Annotated in this window: 22 protein-coding genes; 6 read left to right on the top strand and 16 right to left on the bottom strand. The window is 60.4% G+C overall.

Annotation, left to right across the window (positions count from 1 at the left end):
* The 4 genes from QRN46_RS08610 to QRN46_RS08595 form a co-directional block, all read right to left on the bottom strand.
* Positions 1-421: phage infection protein (locus QRN46_RS08610; RefSeq protein ID WP_285354530.1), on the bottom strand; the 421-nt coding region annotated here is incomplete at its 3' end.
* A 548-nt stretch (positions 422-969) separates the two neighbouring features.
* Positions 970-2,148, bottom strand: coding sequence for a cystathionine gamma-synthase (locus QRN46_RS08605; protein ID WP_011334626.1), 1,179 nt, complete (start codon positions 2,146-2,148; stop codon positions 970-972).
* A complete protein-coding gene (locus QRN46_RS08600) occupies positions 2,145-3,521 on the bottom strand; it encodes a pyridoxal-phosphate dependent enzyme (protein ID WP_007957391.1) in 1,377 nt (458 codons plus the stop codon). The genes QRN46_RS08605 and QRN46_RS08600 overlap by 4 nt, the downstream gene beginning before the upstream one ends.
* A 259-nt stretch (positions 3,522-3,780) precedes the next feature.
* Complete coding sequence (locus QRN46_RS08595) at positions 3,781-4,716, bottom strand: Ppx/GppA family phosphatase (protein ID WP_285354529.1); 936 nt, start codon at positions 4,714-4,716, stop codon at positions 3,781-3,783.
* Positions 4,717-5,011: 295 nt separating this feature from the next.
* Between QRN46_RS08595 and QRN46_RS08590 the strand changes: the two genes are divergently transcribed.
* Both QRN46_RS08590 and map read left to right on the top strand, forming a co-directional pair.
* Positions 5,012-5,272, top strand: a complete 261-nt coding sequence (locus QRN46_RS08590) for a ParD-like family protein (protein WP_011334623.1) — start codon at positions 5,012-5,014, stop codon at positions 5,270-5,272.
* Complete coding sequence (map, locus tag QRN46_RS08585) at positions 5,269-6,060, top strand: type I methionyl aminopeptidase (RefSeq protein WP_011334622.1); 792 nt, start codon at positions 5,269-5,271, stop codon at positions 6,058-6,060. The genes QRN46_RS08590 and map overlap by 4 nt, the downstream gene beginning before the upstream one ends.
* A 61-nt stretch (positions 6,061-6,121) precedes the next feature.
* On the opposite strand, the gene QRN46_RS08580 is transcribed toward map, so the two are convergent.
* From QRN46_RS08580 to ribBA, 5 genes are all read right to left on the bottom strand, one after another.
* Positions 6,122-7,276 (bottom strand): ABC transporter ATP-binding protein, encoded by a 1,155-nt coding sequence (locus QRN46_RS08580; RefSeq protein ID WP_201819199.1) that lies wholly within the window; start codon positions 7,274-7,276, stop codon positions 6,122-6,124.
* 17 nt (positions 7,277-7,293) lie between these two features.
* On the bottom strand, positions 7,294-8,103 hold the full coding sequence (locus QRN46_RS08575) for an ABC transporter permease (RefSeq protein WP_007957396.1): 810 nt from the start codon (positions 8,101-8,103) through the stop codon (positions 7,294-7,296).
* Positions 8,104-8,109: 6 nt separating this feature from the next.
* Positions 8,110-9,054 carry an ABC transporter permease gene (locus QRN46_RS08570; RefSeq protein WP_011334620.1) on the bottom strand — a complete coding sequence of 315 codons (945 nt, stop codon included), beginning with the start codon at positions 9,052-9,054 and terminating at the stop codon, positions 8,110-8,112.
* A complete protein-coding gene (locus tag QRN46_RS08565; RefSeq protein ID WP_064597261.1) occupies positions 9,051-10,076 on the bottom strand; it encodes an ABC transporter substrate-binding protein in 1,026 nt (341 codons plus the stop codon). The genes QRN46_RS08570 and QRN46_RS08565 overlap by 4 nt, the downstream gene beginning before the upstream one ends.
* A gap of 394 nt (positions 10,077-10,470) precedes the next feature.
* Positions 10,471-11,580, bottom strand: coding sequence for a bifunctional 3,4-dihydroxy-2-butanone-4-phosphate synthase/GTP cyclohydrolase II (gene ribBA / locus QRN46_RS08560; protein ID WP_064380429.1), 1,110 nt, complete (start codon positions 11,578-11,580; stop codon positions 10,471-10,473).
* 65 nt (positions 11,581-11,645) lie between these two features.
* On the opposite strand from ribBA, the gene QRN46_RS08555 reads away from it, so the two are divergent.
* A complete protein-coding gene (locus tag QRN46_RS08555; protein WP_201819200.1) occupies positions 11,646-11,939 on the top strand; it encodes a DUF1330 domain-containing protein in 294 nt (97 codons plus the stop codon).
* A gap of 117 nt (positions 11,940-12,056) precedes the next feature.
* Here QRN46_RS08555 and QRN46_RS08550 read toward each other — a convergent pair whose 3' ends face one another.
* The gene (locus QRN46_RS08550) at positions 12,057-12,323 is read right to left on the bottom strand and encodes a short-chain dehydrogenase (protein WP_201819201.1); all 267 of its coding nucleotides are present in this window, start codon (positions 12,321-12,323) and stop codon (positions 12,057-12,059) included.
* Positions 12,324-12,846: 523 nt separating this feature from the next.
* On the opposite strand from QRN46_RS08550, the gene QRN46_RS08545 reads away from it, so the two are divergent.
* The 3 genes from QRN46_RS08545 to QRN46_RS08535 all read left to right on the top strand — a co-directional run bounded on the left by QRN46_RS08545 (position 12,847) and on the right by QRN46_RS08535 (position 14,502).
* Entirely contained in the window at positions 12,847-13,353 is a 507-nt protein-coding gene (locus QRN46_RS08545; RefSeq protein WP_074688595.1) for a PAAR domain-containing protein, read from the top strand.
* Positions 13,353-14,051 carry a hypothetical protein gene (locus QRN46_RS08540; RefSeq protein ID WP_052912742.1) on the top strand — a complete coding sequence of 233 codons (699 nt, stop codon included), beginning with the start codon at positions 13,353-13,355 and terminating at the stop codon, positions 14,049-14,051. Before QRN46_RS08545 ends, QRN46_RS08540 begins: the two co-directional genes overlap by 1 nt.
* A gap of 91 nt (positions 14,052-14,142) precedes the next feature.
* Entirely contained in the window at positions 14,143-14,502 is a 360-nt protein-coding gene (locus QRN46_RS08535) for a hypothetical protein (RefSeq protein ID WP_236676608.1), read from the top strand.
* Between the two features lie 57 nt (positions 14,503-14,559).
* On the opposite strand, the gene QRN46_RS08530 is transcribed toward QRN46_RS08535, so the two are convergent.
* Genes QRN46_RS08530 through QRN46_RS08505 form a run of 6 tightly spaced genes read right to left on the bottom strand, consistent with a single transcriptional unit; the run spans position 14,560 to position 19,147 of the window.
* Entirely contained in the window at positions 14,560-15,123 is a 564-nt protein-coding gene (locus QRN46_RS08530; RefSeq protein WP_011334615.1) for an NUDIX hydrolase, read from the bottom strand.
* Between the two features lies 1 nt (position 15,124).
* Positions 15,125-15,877 (bottom strand): GntR family transcriptional regulator, encoded by a 753-nt coding sequence (locus QRN46_RS08525; RefSeq protein WP_011334614.1) that lies wholly within the window; start codon positions 15,875-15,877, stop codon positions 15,125-15,127.
* Positions 15,878-15,935: 58 nt separating this feature from the next.
* Positions 15,936-16,325 (bottom strand): carboxymuconolactone decarboxylase family protein, encoded by a 390-nt coding sequence (locus tag QRN46_RS08520; protein WP_007957404.1) that lies wholly within the window; start codon positions 16,323-16,325, stop codon positions 15,936-15,938.
* 12 nt (positions 16,326-16,337) lie between these two features.
* Positions 16,338-16,823, bottom strand: coding sequence for a flavin reductase family protein (locus QRN46_RS08515; RefSeq protein WP_007957406.1), 486 nt, complete (start codon positions 16,821-16,823; stop codon positions 16,338-16,340).
* A 12-nt stretch (positions 16,824-16,835) separates the two neighbouring features.
* On the bottom strand, positions 16,836-18,317 hold the full coding sequence (locus QRN46_RS08510; RefSeq protein WP_085603065.1) for an aldehyde dehydrogenase: 1,482 nt from the start codon (positions 18,315-18,317) through the stop codon (positions 16,836-16,838).
* The gene (locus QRN46_RS08505) at positions 18,314-19,147 is read right to left on the bottom strand and encodes an alpha/beta fold hydrolase (RefSeq protein ID WP_201819203.1); all 834 of its coding nucleotides are present in this window, start codon (positions 19,145-19,147) and stop codon (positions 18,314-18,316) included. The genes QRN46_RS08510 and QRN46_RS08505 overlap by 4 nt, the downstream gene beginning before the upstream one ends.

Below are 19,147 nucleotides of genomic sequence, written 5' to 3'. Positions count from 1 at the left end.
GATCCGCGCCGTCGGAAGCAACGGCTCCTGCGCCGACGTGATCGGAGCCGTCAGAAGCAACGGCTCCTGCGCCGACGTGATCGGAGCCGTCAGAAGCAACAGCACCAGCGCCGACGTGATCCGCGCCGTCGGAGGCAACGGCGCCAGCGCCAACGTGATCGGAGCCGTCGGAGGCAACTGCTCCGGCGCCAACGTGGTCCGCGCCGTCAGAAGCTACCGCGCCAGCACCGACATGATCGGAGCCGTCAGAGGCAACGGCGCCGGCGCCAACATGATCCGATCCATCAGAAGCCACCGCCCCCGCCCCCACATGATCCGCCCCATCCGACGCCAATGCCTGCGCCTTCGCAGCCCAGACATTGGGCATTGCCACCGTTGCTGCAACTGCCAGGACAAGGCCCGGCCAAAGCGTATGCTTCATGATGTTCTCCACGCCCCATCAGCCACACAGCAACCGAGCATTAGCCGTCATTCGTTCATTGACGGAAGGCTCGTCGGCCCGGGGTCAACCAGATTGGTGAATGGCACGGGGGCACCGGAGGGTGCACGGGTGTCGACGGTTTACAGGAAATCTGGACAGCGAACTGAAAAGTATAGTTCGCCCTTGGCGGGAGGCAGGCTGAAGGGCCGTGAAGGCGATAGTCGGTTCGCTTCCTTGCAGATCGGGGTTAGAAAACAATCAGTCTAAAAAACGCGTAGCGCAATGCAGCGTGTTTGCTAGGCTCAAGAATGTAGGCGAAGACGCAGACTGATGCGCAAGCGGATAGCGAGGAAGCGTTGGGCGCGTTCCGAAGGGTACACGGTTAGAAAGAACCCCGCGCTGGGTTCCAGCCCTTATGCCGTGTGAAGCAGCAGAGCACATTGCCTGTACTGTGGGAGTCCTGAGAAACCTCGTAAGCCAGAGACCAGCACTGGCCGCCTACTCAAATACCAAAGCCCGCCTCGCGCGGGCTTTGACGTTTTCCGGCGTTAGATACTGGCCAACGCCTGCGCCAGATCCGCACGCAGGTCCTCGATGTCCTCGACGCCCACCGACAGACGCACCAGGCTGTCACCGATGCCAAGTTTGGCGCGGGTTTCCGCCGGAATGGTCGCGTGAGTCATGATCGCCGGGTGCTCGATCAGGCTTTCCACACCACCGAGGCTTTCGGCCAGGGCGAAGATCTGCACGTTCTCCAGGAAACGCCGGGCGCCTGCCAGATCACTGTTCAGATCCAGGGAAATCATTCCGCCGAAACCACGCATCTGACGCTTGGCCAGTTCGTGTTGCGGGTGGGATTCCAGACCCGGGTAGTAGACGCGTTTGACCTGCGGCTGCTGCTCCAGCCAGCGCGCCAGCTCCAGCGCGTTGCTGCAGTGACGCTCCATACGCAGCGCCAGGGTTTTCACACCGCGCAGGGTGAGGAACGCGTCGAACGGGCCGGAGATGGCGCCGACGGCGTTCTGCAGAAAGCCCAGACGTTCGGCCAGCGCAGGATTGTCGCCAACGACCGCGATCCCGCCGATCACGTCGGAGTGACCGTTCAGGTACTTGGTGGTCGAGTGCAGCACGATGTCGAAGCCCAGTTCCAGAGGACGCTGAATCCATGGGCTGGCAAAGGTGTTGTCGGCCACGCAGATGATCCCGCGGGCCTTGCAGATGCGCGCAATGGCGGCGAGGTCGGACAGGCTCAGCAGCGGGTTGGTCGGGGTCTCGACCATGACCATGCGCGTGTCGTCCTGCAGCGAGGCTTCGAACGCTGACAGATCGGCCAGATCGACGTAGCTGAAACGATGCCCGGCACTGCGCTGGCGCACCTTGTCGAACAGGCGGAACGTGCCGCCGTACAGGTCATTGCCGGACACGATGTGCGAGCCGGCATCGATCAGTTCGAGTACGGTGGAAATCGTCGCCAGCCCGGACGCGAAGGCGAACGCCTGGGTGCCACCCTCCAGATCCGCCACGCAGCGCTCCAGGGCAAAACGCGTCGGGTTGTGCGAGCGGCCATAGTCGAAACCCTTGTGCACGCCAGGGCTGTCCTGCAGGTACGTGGAGTTGGCGTAGATCGGCGGCATCAGCGCGCCGGTGGTCGGGTCCGGCGTTTGCCCGGCGTGGATCACGCGGGTGGCGAAGCCCTGTTGACGGGCGTTCTTGTCGTGCTGGCTCATGCCAGGGATCTCCGTAATTGATTGAGCATGTCGACGCGGGTGATCAGGCCGTGGAAGCCTGAAGCGTCGGCGATGATGGCCACCAGGCCGCTGCTGAGTACGGCTTCCAGTTCAGCCAGCGTCGCGCCGGGGGCGAGGGTTTGCAACTTGTCGGTCATCGCGCTGGAAACGGGTTTGCTGAAGAGCGAAGCGTCTTCGTGCACACGCACCAGAATGTCCGACTCGTCGATCACACCGACCAGTTGCTTGCCATCCACCAGCACCGGCAGTTGTGAAACGTCGGCCAGGCGCATGCGCTGGAACGCGGTCATCAGCGTATCGTCCGGGCCGACGCTGACGACTTTGCCGTCTTCGAAGCGTCGGGCGATCAGGTCGCGCAAGTCGCCGTAGCGTTTGCGCTGCAGCAGTCCCTGATCGGTCATCCACTGGTCGTTGTAGACCTTCGACAGGTAGCGAGTCCCGGTGTCGCAGACAAAGCTGACCACGCGTTTCGGCTCGGTCTGTTCGCGGCAGTAGCGCAGCGCGGCGGCGAGCAGGGTGCCGGTGGACGAACCACCGAGGATGCCTTCGGCTTTCAGCAGCTGACGGGCGTGATCGAAGCTTTCTTCGTCGCTGATCGAGTAGGCGCTGCGCACGCTCGACAGGTCGGTGATCGACGGAATGAAGTCCTCGCCGATGCCTTCCACCGCCCACGAACCTGCGGTGCCTAGATGCTTGCTACGGCTGTATTCAGCCATCACCGAACCGACCGGGTCGGCCAGGACCATTTCCAGATCCGGTTGCACGCGCTTGAAGAAGCGTGTCAGGCCGGTCAGCGTGCCGGCCGAGCCGACACCGACCACGATCGCGTCGAGGTCATGCTCGGTCTGGGCCCAGATTTCTGGTCCAGTGCTGCACTCGTGGGCCAGTGGGTTGGCGGGGTTGTTGAACTGGTCGGCGAAGAACGCGCCGGGAATGTCCTTGGCCAGACGCGCGGCGACATCCTGGTAATACTCGGGATGGCCCTTGCCGACATCGGAGCGGGTGATGTGCACTTCGGCGCCCATGGCTTTGAGGTGCAGGACTTTTTCGGTGGACATTTTGTCCGGCACCACCAGCACGACGCGGTAGCCCTTGGCGCGGCCGACCAGGGCCAGGCCCAGACCGGTGTTGCCGGCGGTGGCCTCGACGATCGTGCCGCCGGGTTGCAGGCGACCATCGCGCTCAGCGGCGTCGATCATGGCCAGACCGATGCGGTCCTTGATCGAACCGCCGGGGTTTTGTGATTCGAGTTTGAGAAACAGGGTGCAGGGACCGGTATCGAAGCGGGTGACTTGTACCAGCGGCGTATTGCCGATCAGCCCAAGTACGGCAGGGCGTGAATCCTTTGACATCTCTTCACCTCTTTGTGGTGTTGATCGCGTTCCATTCGCGGGGAAAAAGCTCGCGTGCAACATAGGCTCAGACCTGCGCTGTCGCAACCTTTAAACGGCCGGAAATACTGCCATTTCGATCTAACGATAGAACGAAATCAGCGAGGGGAAGGAAGTGATTTGCAGGGGTTTATACGCAGGCGTCATCGAGTATTGAAAGGGCGTCTTCGCCGTCACGAACCGCTTGATCCGGCAGTGAAAATCCTGCAGCAGAAATCGCTCAGTGGTTGCTCATCAGACCGTGCAGCACGCCCAGCCGCAAGCCGGGTTCGGACGGCACCATTTGCGAGATGCCGAACACTTTGAATGCTGCCAGCATGACCACCAGACCGCCGGGCAGGATGCTCTGGCGATGGGGTTGCAGGCCGGCCAGTTTCAGCTGTTGAACATTGCTGACTTCCAGCAGGCGTAACGACAGCCGCAACAGGCCGCCGTAGGTGATGCCGCTCTCGCCATGATCGTTCAGGCGATTGGCCTTGAGCACTTTGGCGAGCATCCGCGCGGTGCCCGAGGAGCCGATGGTCTGCTGCCAGCCCTGGGCGCGATAACGGCGGGCGACTTTTTCGAATTGCAGGATGGCTACGCGTTCGGCTTCTTGCAGGGCGCCGGGGGAAATCTCACCGTTGCGAAAGTAGCGGGTGCTCAAGGTGCCGCTGCCGAGGGCGATGCTTTCGGTCAGGAGCGGTTGTGATCCCTGGCCGAGAATCAGCTCGGTGGAGCCGCCGCCAATGTCGACCACTAGACGCATGTCATCGGCGACCGGCAGGGTGTGGGCCACACCGGCGTAGACCAGACGCGCTTCTTCATGCCCGGAAATCACATCGGTGCGAAACCCCAGATGCCGCTCCGCACTGGCCAGGAACAGCTGCGCATTGTCGGCCTCGCGCACCGCGCTGGTCGCAACTGCGCGCACGCGACCGGGCTCGAAACCGCGCAGCTTCTTGCCGAACCGCGCCAGCGCCTGCCAGCCGCGATCCAGTGCCATTTCGTCGAGCGCCCGACCGTCGAAGCCTTCCGCCAGCCGCACCGGCTCACGCAAGGTTTTGACCTCCTGGATCATGAAGCCCTTTCTGCTGCGTACCGACTGGCCGATCATCATGCGAAAGGCATTGGAACCGAGGTCGATGGCGGCAAACAGCGAGGTGTCTTCTTTCATGGGGATCCTTGCAAATCATCCGTCGGGAGGCGCGGGACGGTTTGCGAGAATTCTGCCGTGGGTTCGATGACAGCCTGATGACGCGGGCAGGGCGGTTCGGTGAATTAATCGCTGTCATGACACTGTCATTATCGGCTGCCCATACTTGGCCCCAATACATCGCGTGCTTTTCATGATTCGGCTGCCTACTGGGCAGCTTTTTTTTGCCTGCGATTTGCCGGACGCGCAAAATTTGCAATCCCGGACGATGCACGATTAATATACGATCCATATACATTTCGTATCGGATATTGCCATGGGCATCGTAAAGATTTCAGAGGACATGCACGAGAATCTGCGCATCTCCAGCAACGCACTCAGCCGCTCGATCAACGCGCAGGCCGAACACTGGATGCGCATCGGCATGCTCGCCGAGCTGTATCCCGACCTTGATCACCACGCCATTTGCCGGTTGCTGATTCGCGCCGAACAGTCGGGCGGTCTGGATCTGCAGCAAGTCTGTGCCCTGGCGGATGCCGCGCAGAACGCCTCGGTCAAAGAGGCGGCCAAGGCATGAGAAATCCGATCAAGATCAACACCCAGGCCGAAATCGCCCAATCCCGAGAGGCCGGCAGACTGGCCGCCGAGGTGCTGGCAATGCTGGTGCCGCACGTCAAGGCTGGCGTCACCACCGACCAGCTCGACCAGTTGTGCAACGACTACATCGTCAATGTGCAGAAGGCGATTCCGGCTAACGTCGGTTATCACGGCTTTCCGAAAACCGTTTGTGCGTCAGTCAACGAAGTGGTCTGCCACGGCATTCCTTCGAAGCGCGTGTTGAAGGATGGCGACATCGTCAACCTCGACATCGCGGTGATCAAGAACGGCTGGTTCGGCGATACCAGCCGCATGTACGTGGTCGGTGAGCCGACGCCCGAGGCTCGGCACCTGATCAAGACAACCTACGACGCGATGTGCGCGGGCATCCGCGTCGTCCGACCGGGCGCCACGTTGGGCGACATCGGTCATGCGATCCAGACGCTGGCGGAGAAGGAAGGGTTCAGCGTGGTGCGCGAGTATTGCGGGCACGGGATCGGCAAGGTTTATCACGATGAACCGCAGGTGCTGCATTACGGTTATCCAGAGCAGGGCTTGAAGTTGAAGGCGGGGATGATCTTCACCATCGAGCCGATGCTCAATGCCGGCAAGCGGCATGTGAAGAGTCTGGCGGATGGCTGGACGGTGGTGACCAAGGATCATTCATTGTCGGCGCAGTGGGAGCACATGATTGCGGTGACTGACGACGGGTTTGAAGTGTTGACGGCTTGGCCGGATGAGATTGAGGGCTTTAAAGCCATTGTCTGAAAAAATGGCCACCGCAACCCGACGTTGCGGTGGCCAGAAGTGACACGCAGTCTCTATTGAATCAGTGCGCGCCGGCGGCTTTGTTCAAATCACTCTCGGCCCACTCCGTATAAACGCAAGCATCCGCCGTCGCCCAACGCACCCGAACCGGATCCCCAGCCTTCAGCGGCATCCCCGCCGCCGACAATGCTTTCACGGTCATGGACGTGCCACCCGACGTCACCACACTGCAAGTCTGGCTCTCACCCAGAAACAACACCTCGACCACCTTCGCCGAAACCTCATTCCAGCCGGCCGCCAACGGCTCGTCATTCGCCTGCTGCACACTCAACGCCAACGCCTTCTCCGGACGCACCATCAGCAAAACATCCTGCTCGGTCTGCAATCCAGCGGTGAGACGGATCGACAGCGACTGCCCCTCAAAACTCGCCGCCGCATTGCCCTGCGCCTTGAGCTTGAGAAAGTTCGAGTTACCCAGAAACGAAGCCACAAACGCATTCGGCGGATTCTGATAAAGGTCATAACCGCTGCCGAGCCCGACAATCTTGCCGTGGCTGAAAATTGCGATGCGCTGGGACAGGCGCATGGCTTCTTCCTGGTCGTGGGTCACGTAGACGATGGTGATGCCGAGGCGGCGGTGCAGCTGGCGCAATTCATCCTGCAGGTCTTCGCGAAGTTTCTTGTCCAGCGCGCCGAGCGGTTCGTCCATCAGCAGAATGCGTGGCTCGTAAACCAGAGCGCGAGCGATGGCGACCCGTTGCTGCTGGCCACCAGAGAGTTGCGAAGGGCGGCGATGGGCAAATTGTTCGAGCTGCACCAGTTTCAACATCGCATCGACGCGCTTGTCGCGCTCGGCAGCCGCGAGTTTGCGGATCGCCAGCGGGAACGCGATGTTGTCGCGCACCGACAGATGCGGGAACAGCGAATAGCGCTGGAACACCATGCCGATGTCGCGCTTGTGCGGCGGCACGTTGACCAACGACTGGCCGTTGACCAGGATCTCGCCGCTGCTCGGCGTTTCGAAACCGGCGAGCATCGACAGCGTGGTGCTTTTGCCCGAGCCGCTGGAGCCGAGGAAGGTCAGGAATTCGCCGTCCTTGATGTCCAGCGAGATGTTGTCCACGGCCGCGAAATCGCCGTAGTGCTTGTTCAGGTTGCGCAGGCTGACCAGGGGTTTGTCGTTCTGCTGGGATGCGTCTTTGATCACGGCACTCATGTCGTACTCCTGGGCGCTCAGGCGCTGATTTCGTTGCGCCGGCGCAGGGCGGCGGCGATCACCATGACCAATACCGACAGGCCGATCAGCAGCGTCGAAGCGACGGCGATCACGGGCGTCAGGTCCTGGCGCAGGGTGGTCCACATTTTCACGGGAAGGGTTTGCAGGGTCGGGCTGGCCATCATCACGCTGAGCACCACTTCGTCCCACGAAACCAGGAAGGCGAAGAGGGCGCCGGCCACCATCCCCGGGCGGATCGCCGGGAACGTCACCTTGAACACCGCTTGCAGGCGTGACGCACCGCAGATCACCGCCGCGTCTTCAATCGACTGATCGAACAGCTTCAGCGAGTTGATGATCGAGATGATGGTGAACGGCAGCGCGACGATCACATGGCTGACGACGAAGGCGAACATCGTGCCGGTGTAGCCGAGCTTGAGGAACAGCGCGTACACCGCCACGGCGATGATCACCAGTGGCACGATCATCGGCAGGGTAAACAGGCCGTAGAGCATTTCCCGACCGGGGAAGCGTCCGCGCACCAGCGCAAAGGCAGTCGGTAAACCCAAGGCGACAGCGCAGATCGTGGTCAGCACCGCGACCTTGAGGCTGGCCAGCGCTGCGCTCATCCAGTCGGCGTTGGAGAAGAACTGCACGTACCATTTCAGCGTCCAGCCCGGTGGCGGGAACACCAGCCACTGGGACGAACCGAACGACAGCAGGACAATGAACACGATCGGCAACAGCAGGAACAGGCCGATCAACCCGGTGGTGAAATACAGGCCGAAGCGCATCCGGCGACTCATGGCATTGGGCGTCAGGAGCATGTTGGCTTACCTCGCGTGACTGGCGCCAACCGGGGATTCCGGCTGCAGCTTCAGGTAGACGTAGAACAGAACCAGCGTGATGACGATCAGCAACGCGGCGCCGGCGCTGGCCAGGCCCCAATTGAGGAACGACTGCACCTGCTGAATGATGAATTCCGGCAGCATCATGTTCTGCGCCCCGCCCAGCAGCGCCGGGGTGACGTAGTAACCGAGCGACATCACGAACACCATCAAGCCGCCGGACGCCAGACCCGGCCGGCACAGCGGCAGGAACACCCGAAAGAAGTTGGTCCACGGGCTCGCGCCGCAGATCGAGCCGGCCTGCAGGATCATCGGGTCGATGGCCTGCATGGTCGCCTGCAACGGCAGCACGATGAACGGAATCATGATGTAGCTCATGCCGATCACCACGCCGGTCAGGTTGTGCACCATTTCCAGCGGCTGATCGATGATGCCCATCGCCATCAAGGCTTTATTGATGACACCCGAAGCCTGCAACAGCACCAGCCACGAATAGGTGCGGGCCAGGAGGCTGGTCCACATCGACAGCAGCACGATGTTGAGGATCCAGCGGCCCCAGCCACGCGGCACCAGGGTGATTGCCCAGGCCAGCGGAAAGCCCAGCAGCAGGCTGAACACCGTCACCAATCCCGCTACCGAAAAGGTGTTGAACAGCACCCGGGCGTAGGCCGAGTTAGCGAACAGTTGCTCATAGTTGCCGAGGCCCGGCACCGGTTCCAGCACGCCGCGCAGCAACAAACCAATCAGCGGGGCGAGAAAGAACAGACCGAGGAACAACAGCGCCGGCGCGAGGTTGCCGGCGCCGCGCCAGCGTTGCTTGAGGGACGGGGCGTGCGCCATTGCACTCGCCTTGCCGGATGCCAGGCCGGCAGCGCTCGGGGCGCTCCCGGTGGCAGTGGAGGGACGGGATGCGGTGGCCGCCATTTTCATTTGACCAGCCATTCGTTCCACCGTGTCGCGATGGCCGGACCGTTCTTGGCCCAGTACGCGAAATCAAGAGTGATCTGATCCTTAGCGTAGGCAGTCGGCAGGTTCGGGGCCAGCGTCGAGTCCAGACGCGCCACGCTGTCGACGTTGACCGGGGCGTAAGCGGTCAGGTTGGAGAAGTCGGCCTGGCCCTTCGCGCTACTGGCGCTGGCCAGGAACTTCATCGCCGCGTCCTTGTTTTTCGAGCCCTTTGGCACCACCAGAATGTCGGCCATGACCAGGTTCTGTTTCCAGCTTACGCCGACCGGTGCGCCGTCTTCCTGCAGGGCGTGAATCCGGCCGTTCCAGAACTGGCCCATGCTCGCTTCACCGGAGGCCAGCAGTTGCTGCGACTGCGCGCCGCCGCCCCACCAGACGATGTCTTTCTTGATGGTGTCGAGTTTCTTGAAGGCGCGATCCAGATCCAGCGGGTAGAGCTTGTCGGCCGCTACGCCATCGGCGAGCAGGGCCAGTTCCAGTACACCGGGGCTCGGCCATTTATAGAGGGCGCGTTTGCCGGGGAAGGTCTTGGTGTCGAACAGCGCGCTCCAGTCCTGCGGCTTGTTGGCGCCGAGTTTGCCCTCGTTGTAGCCGAGGACGAAGGAGAAGAAGAATGAGCCGACGCCGTAGTCGCTGACGAAACGCGGGTCGATCTTGTCGCGCTGGATCTGTTTGAAATCGAGGGGTTCGAGCAGGCCTTCGGCAGCGGCGCGCAGGGCAAAGTCGGCTTCGACGTCGACCACGTCCCATTGCACGTTGCCGCTTTCGACCATGGCCTTGAGTTTGCCGTAGTCGGTCGGGCCGTCCTGCACGACGGTGATGCCGCTGGCCTTGCTGAACGGATCGGCCCAGGCCTGTTTCTGCGCATCCTGGGTGCTACCGCCCCAGCTGACAAAGTTCACACTCTCGGCGGCCATCGCGGCCTGACCGGTCACGCTCAGCAGTCCCGCGAAAAAGATCGCGGTTGCAGCTTTGTTCAACACCATTTTTACGCCCTCATTGTTGTGTTTTTGAGCGGGCTTGCGTTGTTGCCCGCCTGTCGGGAGCAGTAGCTGGACGGTTTTTCAGGTCGTCCGGTCTATGGAATATCATATTATGGTATTCCAAACTTTGTGCAAGCACTTTGCCTTACCGGCTATCTGGCGGCTTATGGTTTTTGAGGTGTTCGATGTGGGGATTTTGGCTGGATTTTAGATCCGACCCCTCACCCCAGCCCTCTCCCGGAGGGAGAGGGAGCAGATCTCTATGCTGTTCAAAACTCGAGTTCGACTCTGAGTTTCAGGTCGATGTATAGCGGTAAAACAACTCGGTCGGCTCCCTCTCCCTCTGGGAGAGGGCTGGGGTGAGGGCAGCATTAGCCGCTTGAAATGCAACATCGAATCACTCGGTAAACGGAATGCTCTCTACCACCTCAAGATCGTACCCAGTCAACCCGGCATACTTCAGCGGCGGGCCCAAGTGGCGCAGCTTGCCTACGCCCAGGTTCTGCAGAATCTGCGCCCCGGTGCCGACCTCCGAATAGATCCGCGATTGCGAGCGACTGAACTGTCGAGGCGGCTGAGTCAGTTGCGGAATGCGCTCCAGCAGCGCCTGGGACGACTCATGATTGGCCAGCACCACGACCACGCCATGCCCTTCGGCCGCGACCCGTTGCAGCGCTGCCCACAACGTCCAGTTTGTCGGCCCGCTGTACTCGGCGCCGACCAGATCGCGCAACGGATCGATCACATGCACGCGCACCAGCGTCGGTTCCTCACGGCGCAATTCGCCCATGACCATCGCCATGTGCACGCCGCCCTCGATGCGGTCCTCGAAAGTGATCAAACGAAAGGTGCCATGCACCGTCGGCAACTCCCGTTCGCCGATGCGCTCGATGGTGTGTTCGGTGCTCAGGCGATAGTGGATCAGGTCGGCGATGGTGCCGATCTTGATCCCGTGCTTGCGCGCGAAGACTTCCAGATCCGGACGACGGGCCATGGTGCCGTCGTCGTTCATCACCTCGACGATCACCGAGGCCGGCGTGAAACCCGCCAGCCGCGCCAGATCACAACCGGCTTCGGTGTGACCGGCACGGGTCAACACGCCACCTTCCTTGGCGCGCAACGGAAAGATATGACCGGGCTGCACCAGGTCTTCTGCGCGAGCATTTGGCGCCACCGCCGCGGCCACCGTGCAGGCGCGGTCGGCAGCAGAAATGCCGGTAGTCACGCCGACCGCCGCTTCGATGGAAACCGTGAACGCGGTGCTGAATACGCTGCCATTGCTCGGCACCATTTGCTCCAGTCCCAGGCGCTGGCAATGATCGTCGGTCAACGTGAGGCAGATCAGCCCTCGAGCCTCACGGGCCATGAAACTGATCGCCTCGGGCGTGCAACGGTCGGCGGCCAGCAGCAGGTCACCTTCGTTTTCCCGATCCTCGTCATCGACCAGCAACACCATTTTGCCAAGGCGATAATCTTCGATGATTTCTTCGATGCTGTTGAAGGCCATGCTGGACTCTCGATGTGGATGAAATTTGTGGTATACCATAATACAAAATCAACCAAGAGGTCACTATGAAGGCGTACTGGATTGCTCACGTGGACATCACCGATCCCGATCACTACAGCCAATACACCCAGCGCGCGCCGAAAGCGTTCGCCGAGTTCGGCGCGAAGTTCTTGGCCAGAGGCGGGCGCAGCGAAGCAATGGAAGGGCGGACGACGCCGCAGCGCAGCGTGGTGATCGAGTTCGACAGCTACGAGAAGGCGGTGGCGTGCTATCGCTCGGCGGCGTATCAGGAAGCGAAAAGCTATCGCGAGGAGTGGGCGCGGGCGGAGATCGTTATTGTGGAAGGGATGGCGCCGTAAGCGCTTGTTTACGATTCCAGAGGAACTGGCGAATCGATGGTGGCTGCGATCTTTTGATGCTCTTTTTCGTAATCAGAAGATCGCAGCTATCAGCGGTTAAGGGCTGTGATTCTTTGCTCAGGCTTGTGCTTGAATCTGCCGCCCTAATACATCCATTACATCACAGCCGTCACGAAGCAAAATCGCTGCTGCGTGGGCGAGTTGCTGCACATCGACACCCTTGGCAGCTGAAATATCCAGGCTGGCGAGGCTTTCCATCATCTGTGTAGCTGCCAAAAACCTGCTCGCCGCGCTGCTGTGCAAAACGTCCAGCGGTGCCAGTGTTGAGACCAGGAGCACTGGAATGCTGTCTTCGTTGTGGGTCATTGAAATGTGGGTATTCATACGCCAGCACCTGCCTGAAGATTGCCTGTGAAGGTTCTTCTCAGCGCTATCGACATATTGTCGACTAGGAATTGTCTGAGTCGATCGCGGCGAGTGTAGGGGATGAGTTCTATGGTCGATTCCGTCATGGGTGTAGCTCCGTAAGATCCAGTAGAGCTGCCACAAAAACGCCGTCAAACGAAATTGGGTGGCAACTGTGCGTGGGTTGACGGACCGGCTCTCACGGACACCGGCGCACCCGAAGATGCCCCGCGCACAGTCGCCATAAAGAATGCATCGGACACAGGAGTGCTCGAGCAGAGAAGGCTATGCACGTCGTGAGAAGATTACGGGCCGTCAAACCCGATCACGAATGAGTCGTGACAGGCGCGAGGATAGGGAGTGGGGCTAGGGCCGTCAACCAGCGGCACGCCGGAAAACGCAACCAGTCCTGTAAGCCGGTTCCGTTTCGTATTTTGCTCGTTCAGGAGTGATCAAGGATCGGTTACTATCCAGCCATTGTGACGTTCAAAGGAGAGAAACGATGGCAGGAAAGCCAGTCGCACGACTTGGAGACCCAGGAAGTCACGGCGGAAATATCACCACTGGATCGAGCCCTATTTTCGTTAACTCAATGCCTGTTGCTTTGGTAGGAGACACATATTCCTGCCCGGTTCACGGCAGTAATCCCATAACGACGGGTGCTCCTCACGTGTTCGGTCTGGGAAAAGATGTAGCACACGTAGGCTCGCAGACAGCCTGCGGAGCGACGATCACTGCCGGGTCTCCCGATACCTTCGTGGGTGAATCCGGTGGGGGGGCGCCCACTAGCTTTTTCTCGCAGTTCCTGAAAGAAAAGACGTTTGTCGAGTTTCAGTTGCTGAACGATAGAGATGAGCCTGTTGCCAACGAGGCGTACGAACTGACACTCCCCGATGGAACGTTGATGACAGGTGTCCTTGACGAAAACGGCTTCGTGCATGTTGCAAACATCCCTAGGGGAAGTTGCAGTATTAAATTCCCGAAACTTGAAGATACGGAACATCTTTAATGGTTCAGCCTACTAAAACTACCAGCACGACACAGGCAGCAAAAAGTACAGGCGCATCGGGGAAAACTACAAAAACCAACCAAGTAGTCGTGTCGGGTGCATATATGGAGATACTTGTGGGTGGCCCTTACACCCGTGACAAGGAAGAGCATCCTTTCGGACATGCTGCTTTACACGTAGTGGTTGGTTCTAAAGACATCACCTATGACTTTGGGCGCTATGGAAAAACCTGGGGGACGTTTGATAGCGAAGGGGAGGGAGTGCTGAACGTTTGGACATCCTTCAAAGCGTACATCTCGGGTGAGAACAGCTTGGGGCGCACAACAACTGGATTTGTTTATTTTTTGGATAGTGCAACCGCTGAGGCCGTTATCGCTCACTTCGACGGTATTGTCGCCCAGAAAAAGGAGCTGAGAAGAAAGACAGCAACGTCTGCGCGCTATGTATTGCCGTCCAACTATCATCCAACCACCAATAACTGCACAACTGTAACGATAGCGGGAGCCAAAATTTCGGGTAAGCCAATCGTGCAGAATCCGTCCAAATATAGCGAAATGCGTGGATTGTCATTCCTGGAAAGGCAGGCTGCGCGCACGCAGACCAAACCTCAGGACGGGATTTTCATGCCTGCGGATTTACAAGCCATGCTCGAAGGGAATACTGAGGCGCACTATGATAAAAAGAATGTTTACAAATAGGCAGATTGGCTTTTGGCTGACGGCGGCCTTATTTGTAAATGCAGTCTTTATGGCTTTTCTGATTTTTGGCGATACTGCAAAGGAACACACTATGAAGATGATTAAAACTAAAGAGCCACTGCTGATCGAAGGGCAAGGTGGCGATGACAATTACTATGTCCTGCCGATGGGAACAACGCTATATCACGATAAAAGCTTTCCTGAAGGGCACGATCGTTATGTTGTGTATCTGAATCACAAAGGTGCCATTGCCCACGAAGAAGTCCCAATGAAACCTGAATATGGCGGTTCTTTTATCGATCCTCTTTGGCTGGCCAATATTGATGCCGATACCTTGAAAGACATTTTCAAGCGTTTCCCGCTCTCCAAGAAAGACATCTCCGCTGCTCTCAAAGCCAATGAAATCACCAAAGATGATCTGGCGGATATTATTCGTGCGATGCCGGACTGAGCACCTATCTACCGAGGAATCGGGCCGGGCTCTGTATCTCTTGCAAGTGACGGCTGATCAACGCATGAAATGAATCTTGCCGCTGTCGTCATTGCCCATGTACATGCCATACACCCCGGCTTGGCGTTCCTCGATGTAGCGTTCGAGGATCTGCCGGATCGCCGGGTAGTAGATCTGCTCCCAGGGGATGTCTTCGGGGGCGAAGAATTTGCAGGCGAGGGTTTCCGGACCGTACTCGCCAGTGATTTCCAGCGCGAGTGCGCGGAAGATGATGTAGACCTCGCTGATCTTCGGCACGCTGAAGATTGAATAAGGCGAGACGATCTCCGCGCGTACGCCGCTTTCTTCCCAGACTTCGCGCAGGGCGGCCTGTTCGGTGGTTTCGCCGCTTTCCATGAAACCGGCGGGCAGGGTCCAAGTGCCGGGGCGGGGGGGAATCGCCCGTTGGCACAAGAGGTATTTGCCGTCCTGCTCGATGATGCAGCCGGCGATGATCTTCGGGTTTACATAGTGGATGTAGCCGCAGCCGCGGCACATCAGGCGCTCGTGCGTATCGCCCGGCGGCACCTGCTGACCGAGGTCAGCGCCACCGCATTTCGGGCAAAAGCTCGGGCTGAACATGTCAGTGACCTATGCGCGGTTCTTTCAGCGCGATGGGCAGGGTGATCGGTGGAGTGGCGCCTGTCTCTTCCTGTTTGCGCTTCAGATAATCGAGGGCCACGGCAGCGGCGGCGCGAACGTGATCGACGCACGCCTGATGCGCCGCCAGCGGATCGCCGCTCTTGATCGCCTCGACCATTTTTTCCATTTCCTGGTTGCTCGCGCCGCGACGGTTTTCCTGTGACACCGACGTCGCCCGCAGGTAGCTGATGCGCGCCTGCAACTGACGCAGTTGAGTGGCCGCGACATGGTTGCCCGAGCCTTCCAGCAGCACGTCGTAGAAACCCTGCACCGAGTCGATCACCTGTTGCAGCTCGCCGTCCTTGAGCGCCTTGCGGTTCTCGTCGAGGGCTTTTTCCAGGGCCTTGATGTCTTTGGCTTTGGCGCGCAGGGTAAAGAGCTGAACGATCAGGCCTTCGAGCACGCAGCGCAGTTCATAGATGTCGACGGCATCGGCGAGGGTGATGATCGCTACCCGCGGGCCCTTGGCGTCGGCGAACTCCACCAGGCCTTCAGATTCCAGGTGACGCAAGGCTTCACGCACCGACGTACGGCTCACGCCCAGGCGATCGCACAGATCGCGCTCCACCAGGCGATCGCCCGGCAGCAGCTGGAAGTTCATGATGGCGCTTCGCAGTTTATCCAGCACGATTTCGCGCAGGGTGACGGGGTTGCGATTGACCTTGAAGCTGTCGTCGAGTGGCAGGCGTTTCATGGGGTCCGCTCTTTAAGGTGGCTGTCCATGCCAGACGGGCATCAAAACAGCCGAGGGGTTAACTGGAGGCCTCGGCGTCGGCTTCGGCGAAGGCTTCACGGGCGAGCCGGAAACTGTCCACGGCTGCCGGGACGCCGCAATAAATACCGACCTGAAGCAGAATTTCGCGTATTTGCTCACGACTCAGGCCGTTACGCAAGGCGCCGCGCACATGCAGTTTCAGTTCATGCGGGCGGTTGAGCGCCGAGATCATCGCCAGGTTGATCATGCTGCGCTCCTTGAGCGACAGACCCTCGCGTCCCCAGACGTGGCCCCAGCAGTATTCGGTGACCATTTCCTGCAGCGGGCGGGTGAAGTCGTCGGCGTTCTCGATCGAGCGCTGCACATAGGCTTCGCCCAGCACCTGGGTGCGGATCTTCAGGCCTTGCTCGTACTTTTCGTTGCTCATGTGTTTCTCCGCTCAACCCAGTGTCGGCAACGCGCCGAGCTTGCCCTTGTGATAGATCATCGGCGTCACCGGTTGCTCCGGCAGGATCAGGTTCTTTACCGCGCCGACGATGATCGCGTGATCGCCACCGTCGTATTCGCGCCACAGTTCGCACTCGATGATCGCCGTGGCCTTGGCGAGGATCGGGTTACCCAGTTCGCTCAAATGCCACTCGATGCCGTTGGCCTTGTCCTTGCCCTTGCCGGCAAAGGCGTAGGCCTCGGCGGTCTGGTCGGCGGACAGCAAATGGATCGCGAACTTCTTGCTGTCGCGCAGCACCGGGTAGGTGTCGGAGGCGTAGTTGGGGCAGAACAGCACCAGCGCCGGATCAATCGACAGCGCACTGAAGGCGCTGGCGGTGATGCCGACGATGCCGCCGTCCGGGTCGAGGGTGGTGACCACCGTGACCCCGGACGGAAACGAGCTCATGACGTCTTTGTAAATGCCGGGTTCGATCATGTCGCAGGACTCCTAACGCATCACAAACGGATCAGGCATCGGCGCCTGGGAGAGGTTGATCCACACCGTTTTCAGTTCGGTGTAGGCCAGCACCGAATCGATGCCGCTTTCGCGTCCATAGCCACTGTTCTTGAAGCCGCCGATCGGTGCCATGGCCGACACCGCGCGGTAGGTGTTGACCCAGATGATCCCCGAACGCACGTCCCGGGCCAGGCGATGGGCGCGGCCCAGATCGCGGGTCCAGATGCCGGCAGCGAGGCCGAACTGCGAGTCGTTGGCAATCGCCAGCGCTTCGGCTTCATCCTTGAAACGGATCACCGAAGCCACCGGACCGAACACTTCTTCCTGCATGATCTTCATCGAATTGCGGTCGCATTCGAACAGCGTCGGTTCGTAGAACCAGCCGTCACCGACGCCGCTCGGCCGCTTGCCGCCCAGACGCAGACGCGCGCCTTCGGCAATCGCATCAGCCACCAGACCCTCAACCACCGCCAGTTGCTGCGCGGTAGCCATCGGGCCCATTTCGCTGCTGTCGTCCTGCGGGTTGCCGATGCGGATGCGCTGGGCGCGCTCCACCAGTCGGCTGACGAACTCGTCGTAGATTTCGTCCTGCACCAGCAGTCGCGAACCGGATACGCAACTCTGCCCGGACGCCGCGTAGATCCCGGCAATCGCACCGTTGATCGCGCTGTCGAGATCGGCGTCGGCAAAGATGATGTTCGGCGATTTACCGCCCAGTTCCAGCGACAACTTGGCGAAGTTCTCGGCGCTGCTGCGCACCACATGTCGGGCCGTGGCCGCGCCGCCGGTGAAGGCGATCTTGCGGATCAGCGGATGACGGGTGAGTGCGGCGCCGGTGCTCGGTCCGTAGCCGGTGACGACGTTGACCACGCCCGGCGGAATCCCGGCTTCGAGGGCCAGGCGCGCCAGTTCCAGAATGGTTGCCGAGGCATGCTCGGACGGCTTGATCACAATGGTATTGCCGGCAGCCAGCGCCGGTGCCAGTTTGATCGCGGTCAGGTAAAGCGGGCTGTTCCAGGGAATAATCGCGGCGACCACACCCATGGCTTCGTGCACGGTGTAGGCGAACAGATCGGGCTTATCCAGCGGCAGGGTGCCGCCTTCGAGCTTGTCGGCAAGGCCTGCGGTGTAGTGGAAAAACTCCGGCAGATAACCGACCTGACCCCGGGTTTCGCGGATCAGTTTGCCGTTGTCACGGCTTTCCAGTTGCGCCAGTTGTTCCTTGTTTTCGGCGATCAGGTCACCGAGCCGACGTAACAGTTTGCCGCGCGCGGTTGCGGTCAAACCACGCCAGGCCGGGCTGTCGAAAGCAGTTTGTGCGGCCTGCACCGCGCGTTCGACGTCGGCTTCGTCAGCGTCGGGCAGTTCGGCCCAGGGTTCGGCCAGCGCCGGGTTGAGGCTTTCGAAAGTCTTGCCGGAGAGGGCGTCGACCCATTCTCCGCCGATGCACATCTGGAAGCGTGCGAGCGTCATGCAACGATCCCCTTTATATGGTTTTGTCGGGCGTGTGCGGTGTCGAGAAATTCCAGCAGCGTCTGGTTCACCAGCCGTGGCGACTCTACCGGCATCATATGCCGTTGCTCGGGCAGCACGGCAACCTTCGCGCCGGGAATGCGCGCGGCCAGTTGCTCGGCCATTTCCGGGGTCGATCCGGGGTCCAGTTCACCAGTGGCGATCAGCGTCGGCGCCTGAATGCTGCCCAGGTCGTCGGCGCGGTACATGTCCTGGGTGGCGAACAGTTCGTAGGTGGTCAGGTAGCCCTGCGGATCATTGCCGGCCAGGGTCTGGCGGATCGCAGCGATCTGCGCCGGGTTGGCCGCCTGATATTCGCGGCTGAACCAGCGCGACAGCGCCGCTTCGGCATTCGCGTCCGGCCCGTGCTCGGCGGCCTGCGCAGTGCGGGCGATGACCCCGGCGCGCTGCTCTTCGCTGCGGTTGAACACGCTGTTGAGCACCACCAGGCTTTTCAGGCGTTCCGGGTAATGCAGGGCAAACGCCCGCGCCACCAGACCGCCCATGGAAAAGCCGATCACCGATGCCTCGGGCAATTGCAGGTGGTCGAGCAGCTCCAGCAACTGATCGGCATAGCCGAGCAGGGCGGTGCCGCTGGCCGGTCGCGGGCTGGCGCCATGGCCGAGCATGTCGTAGGCGATCACCTGGTATTGCGTGGCCAGGCCAACGATCTGGCCGCCCCACATTTCTTTGTTCAAGCCCACGCCGTGGATCAACACCACGGGTTGGCCAATGCCTGTCGCCAGATAACTGGTGCCGGCCGGGGTGAGTTCAGCGGTGAGCCGAATCAT

Source organism: Pseudomonas sp. lyk4-R2A-10 (genome assembly GCF_030209075.1).
GTDB classification, from domain to species: domain Bacteria; phylum Pseudomonadota; class Gammaproteobacteria; order Pseudomonadales; family Pseudomonadaceae; genus Aquipseudomonas; species Aquipseudomonas glycinae.
Note: the sequence above shows the minus strand (reverse complement) of the source record. Positions and strands in the feature narration are given on the sequence as shown.

Bases quoted from the DNA above. Each gene is read 5' to 3' on its own strand.
- QRN46_RS08530 (WP_011334615.1), bottom strand. From the start codon at position 15,123: ATGTTCAGCCCGAGCTTTTGCCCGAAATGCGGTGGCGCTGACCTCGGT.
- QRN46_RS08595 (WP_285354529.1), bottom strand. From the start codon at position 4,716: ATGAAAGAAGACACCTCGCTGTTTGCCGCCATCGACCTCGGTTCCAAT.
- QRN46_RS08545 (WP_074688595.1), top strand. From the start codon at position 12,847: ATGGCAGGAAAGCCAGTCGCACGACTTGGAGACCCAGGAAGTCACGGC.
- QRN46_RS08535 (WP_236676608.1), top strand. From the start codon at position 14,143: ATGAAGATGATTAAAACTAAAGAGCCACTGCTGATCGAAGGGCAAGGT.
- QRN46_RS08570 (WP_011334620.1), bottom strand. From the start codon at position 9,054: ATGAAAATGGCGGCCACCGCATCCCGTCCCTCCACTGCCACCGGGAGC.
- QRN46_RS08600 (WP_007957391.1), bottom strand. From the start codon at position 3,521: ATGTCAAAGGATTCACGCCCTGCCGTACTTGGGCTGATCGGCAATACG.
- QRN46_RS08515 (WP_007957406.1), bottom strand. From the start codon at position 16,823: ATGATCGAACCCGGCATTTACAAAGACGTCATGAGCTCGTTTCCGTCC.
- QRN46_RS08575 (WP_007957396.1), bottom strand. From the start codon at position 8,103: ATGCTCCTGACGCCCAATGCCATGAGTCGCCGGATGCGCTTCGGCCTG.
- QRN46_RS08580 (WP_201819199.1), bottom strand. From the start codon at position 7,276: ATGAGTGCCGTGATCAAAGACGCATCCCAGCAGAACGACAAACCCCTG.
- QRN46_RS08525 (WP_011334614.1), bottom strand. From the start codon at position 15,877: ATGAAACGCCTGCCACTCGACGACAGCTTCAAGGTCAATCGCAACCCC.
- QRN46_RS08540 (WP_052912742.1), top strand. From the start codon at position 13,353: ATGGTTCAGCCTACTAAAACTACCAGCACGACACAGGCAGCAAAAAGT.
- QRN46_RS08550 (WP_201819201.1), bottom strand. From the start codon at position 12,323: ATGAATACCCACATTTCAATGACCCACAACGAAGACAGCATTCCAGTG.
- QRN46_RS08510 (WP_085603065.1), bottom strand. From the start codon at position 18,317: ATGACGCTCGCACGCTTCCAGATGTGCATCGGCGGAGAATGGGTCGAC.
- QRN46_RS08520 (WP_007957404.1), bottom strand. From the start codon at position 16,325: ATGAGCAACGAAAAGTACGAGCAAGGCCTGAAGATCCGCACCCAGGTG.
- map (WP_011334622.1), top strand. From the start codon at position 5,269: ATGAGAAATCCGATCAAGATCAACACCCAGGCCGAAATCGCCCAATCC.
- QRN46_RS08605 (WP_011334626.1), bottom strand. From the start codon at position 2,148: ATGAGCCAGCACGACAAGAACGCCCGTCAACAGGGCTTCGCCACCCGC.
- ribBA (WP_064380429.1), bottom strand. From the start codon at position 11,580: ATGGCCTTCAACAGCATCGAAGAAATCATCGAAGATTATCGCCTTGGC.
- QRN46_RS08555 (WP_201819200.1), top strand. From the start codon at position 11,646: ATGAAGGCGTACTGGATTGCTCACGTGGACATCACCGATCCCGATCAC.
- QRN46_RS08590 (WP_011334623.1), top strand. From the start codon at position 5,012: ATGGGCATCGTAAAGATTTCAGAGGACATGCACGAGAATCTGCGCATC.
- QRN46_RS08505 (WP_201819203.1), bottom strand. From the start codon at position 19,147: ATGATTCGGCTCACCGCTGAACTCACCCCGGCCGGCACCAGTTATCTG.
- QRN46_RS08565 (WP_064597261.1), bottom strand. From the start codon at position 10,076: ATGGTGTTGAACAAAGCTGCAACCGCGATCTTTTTCGCGGGACTGCTG.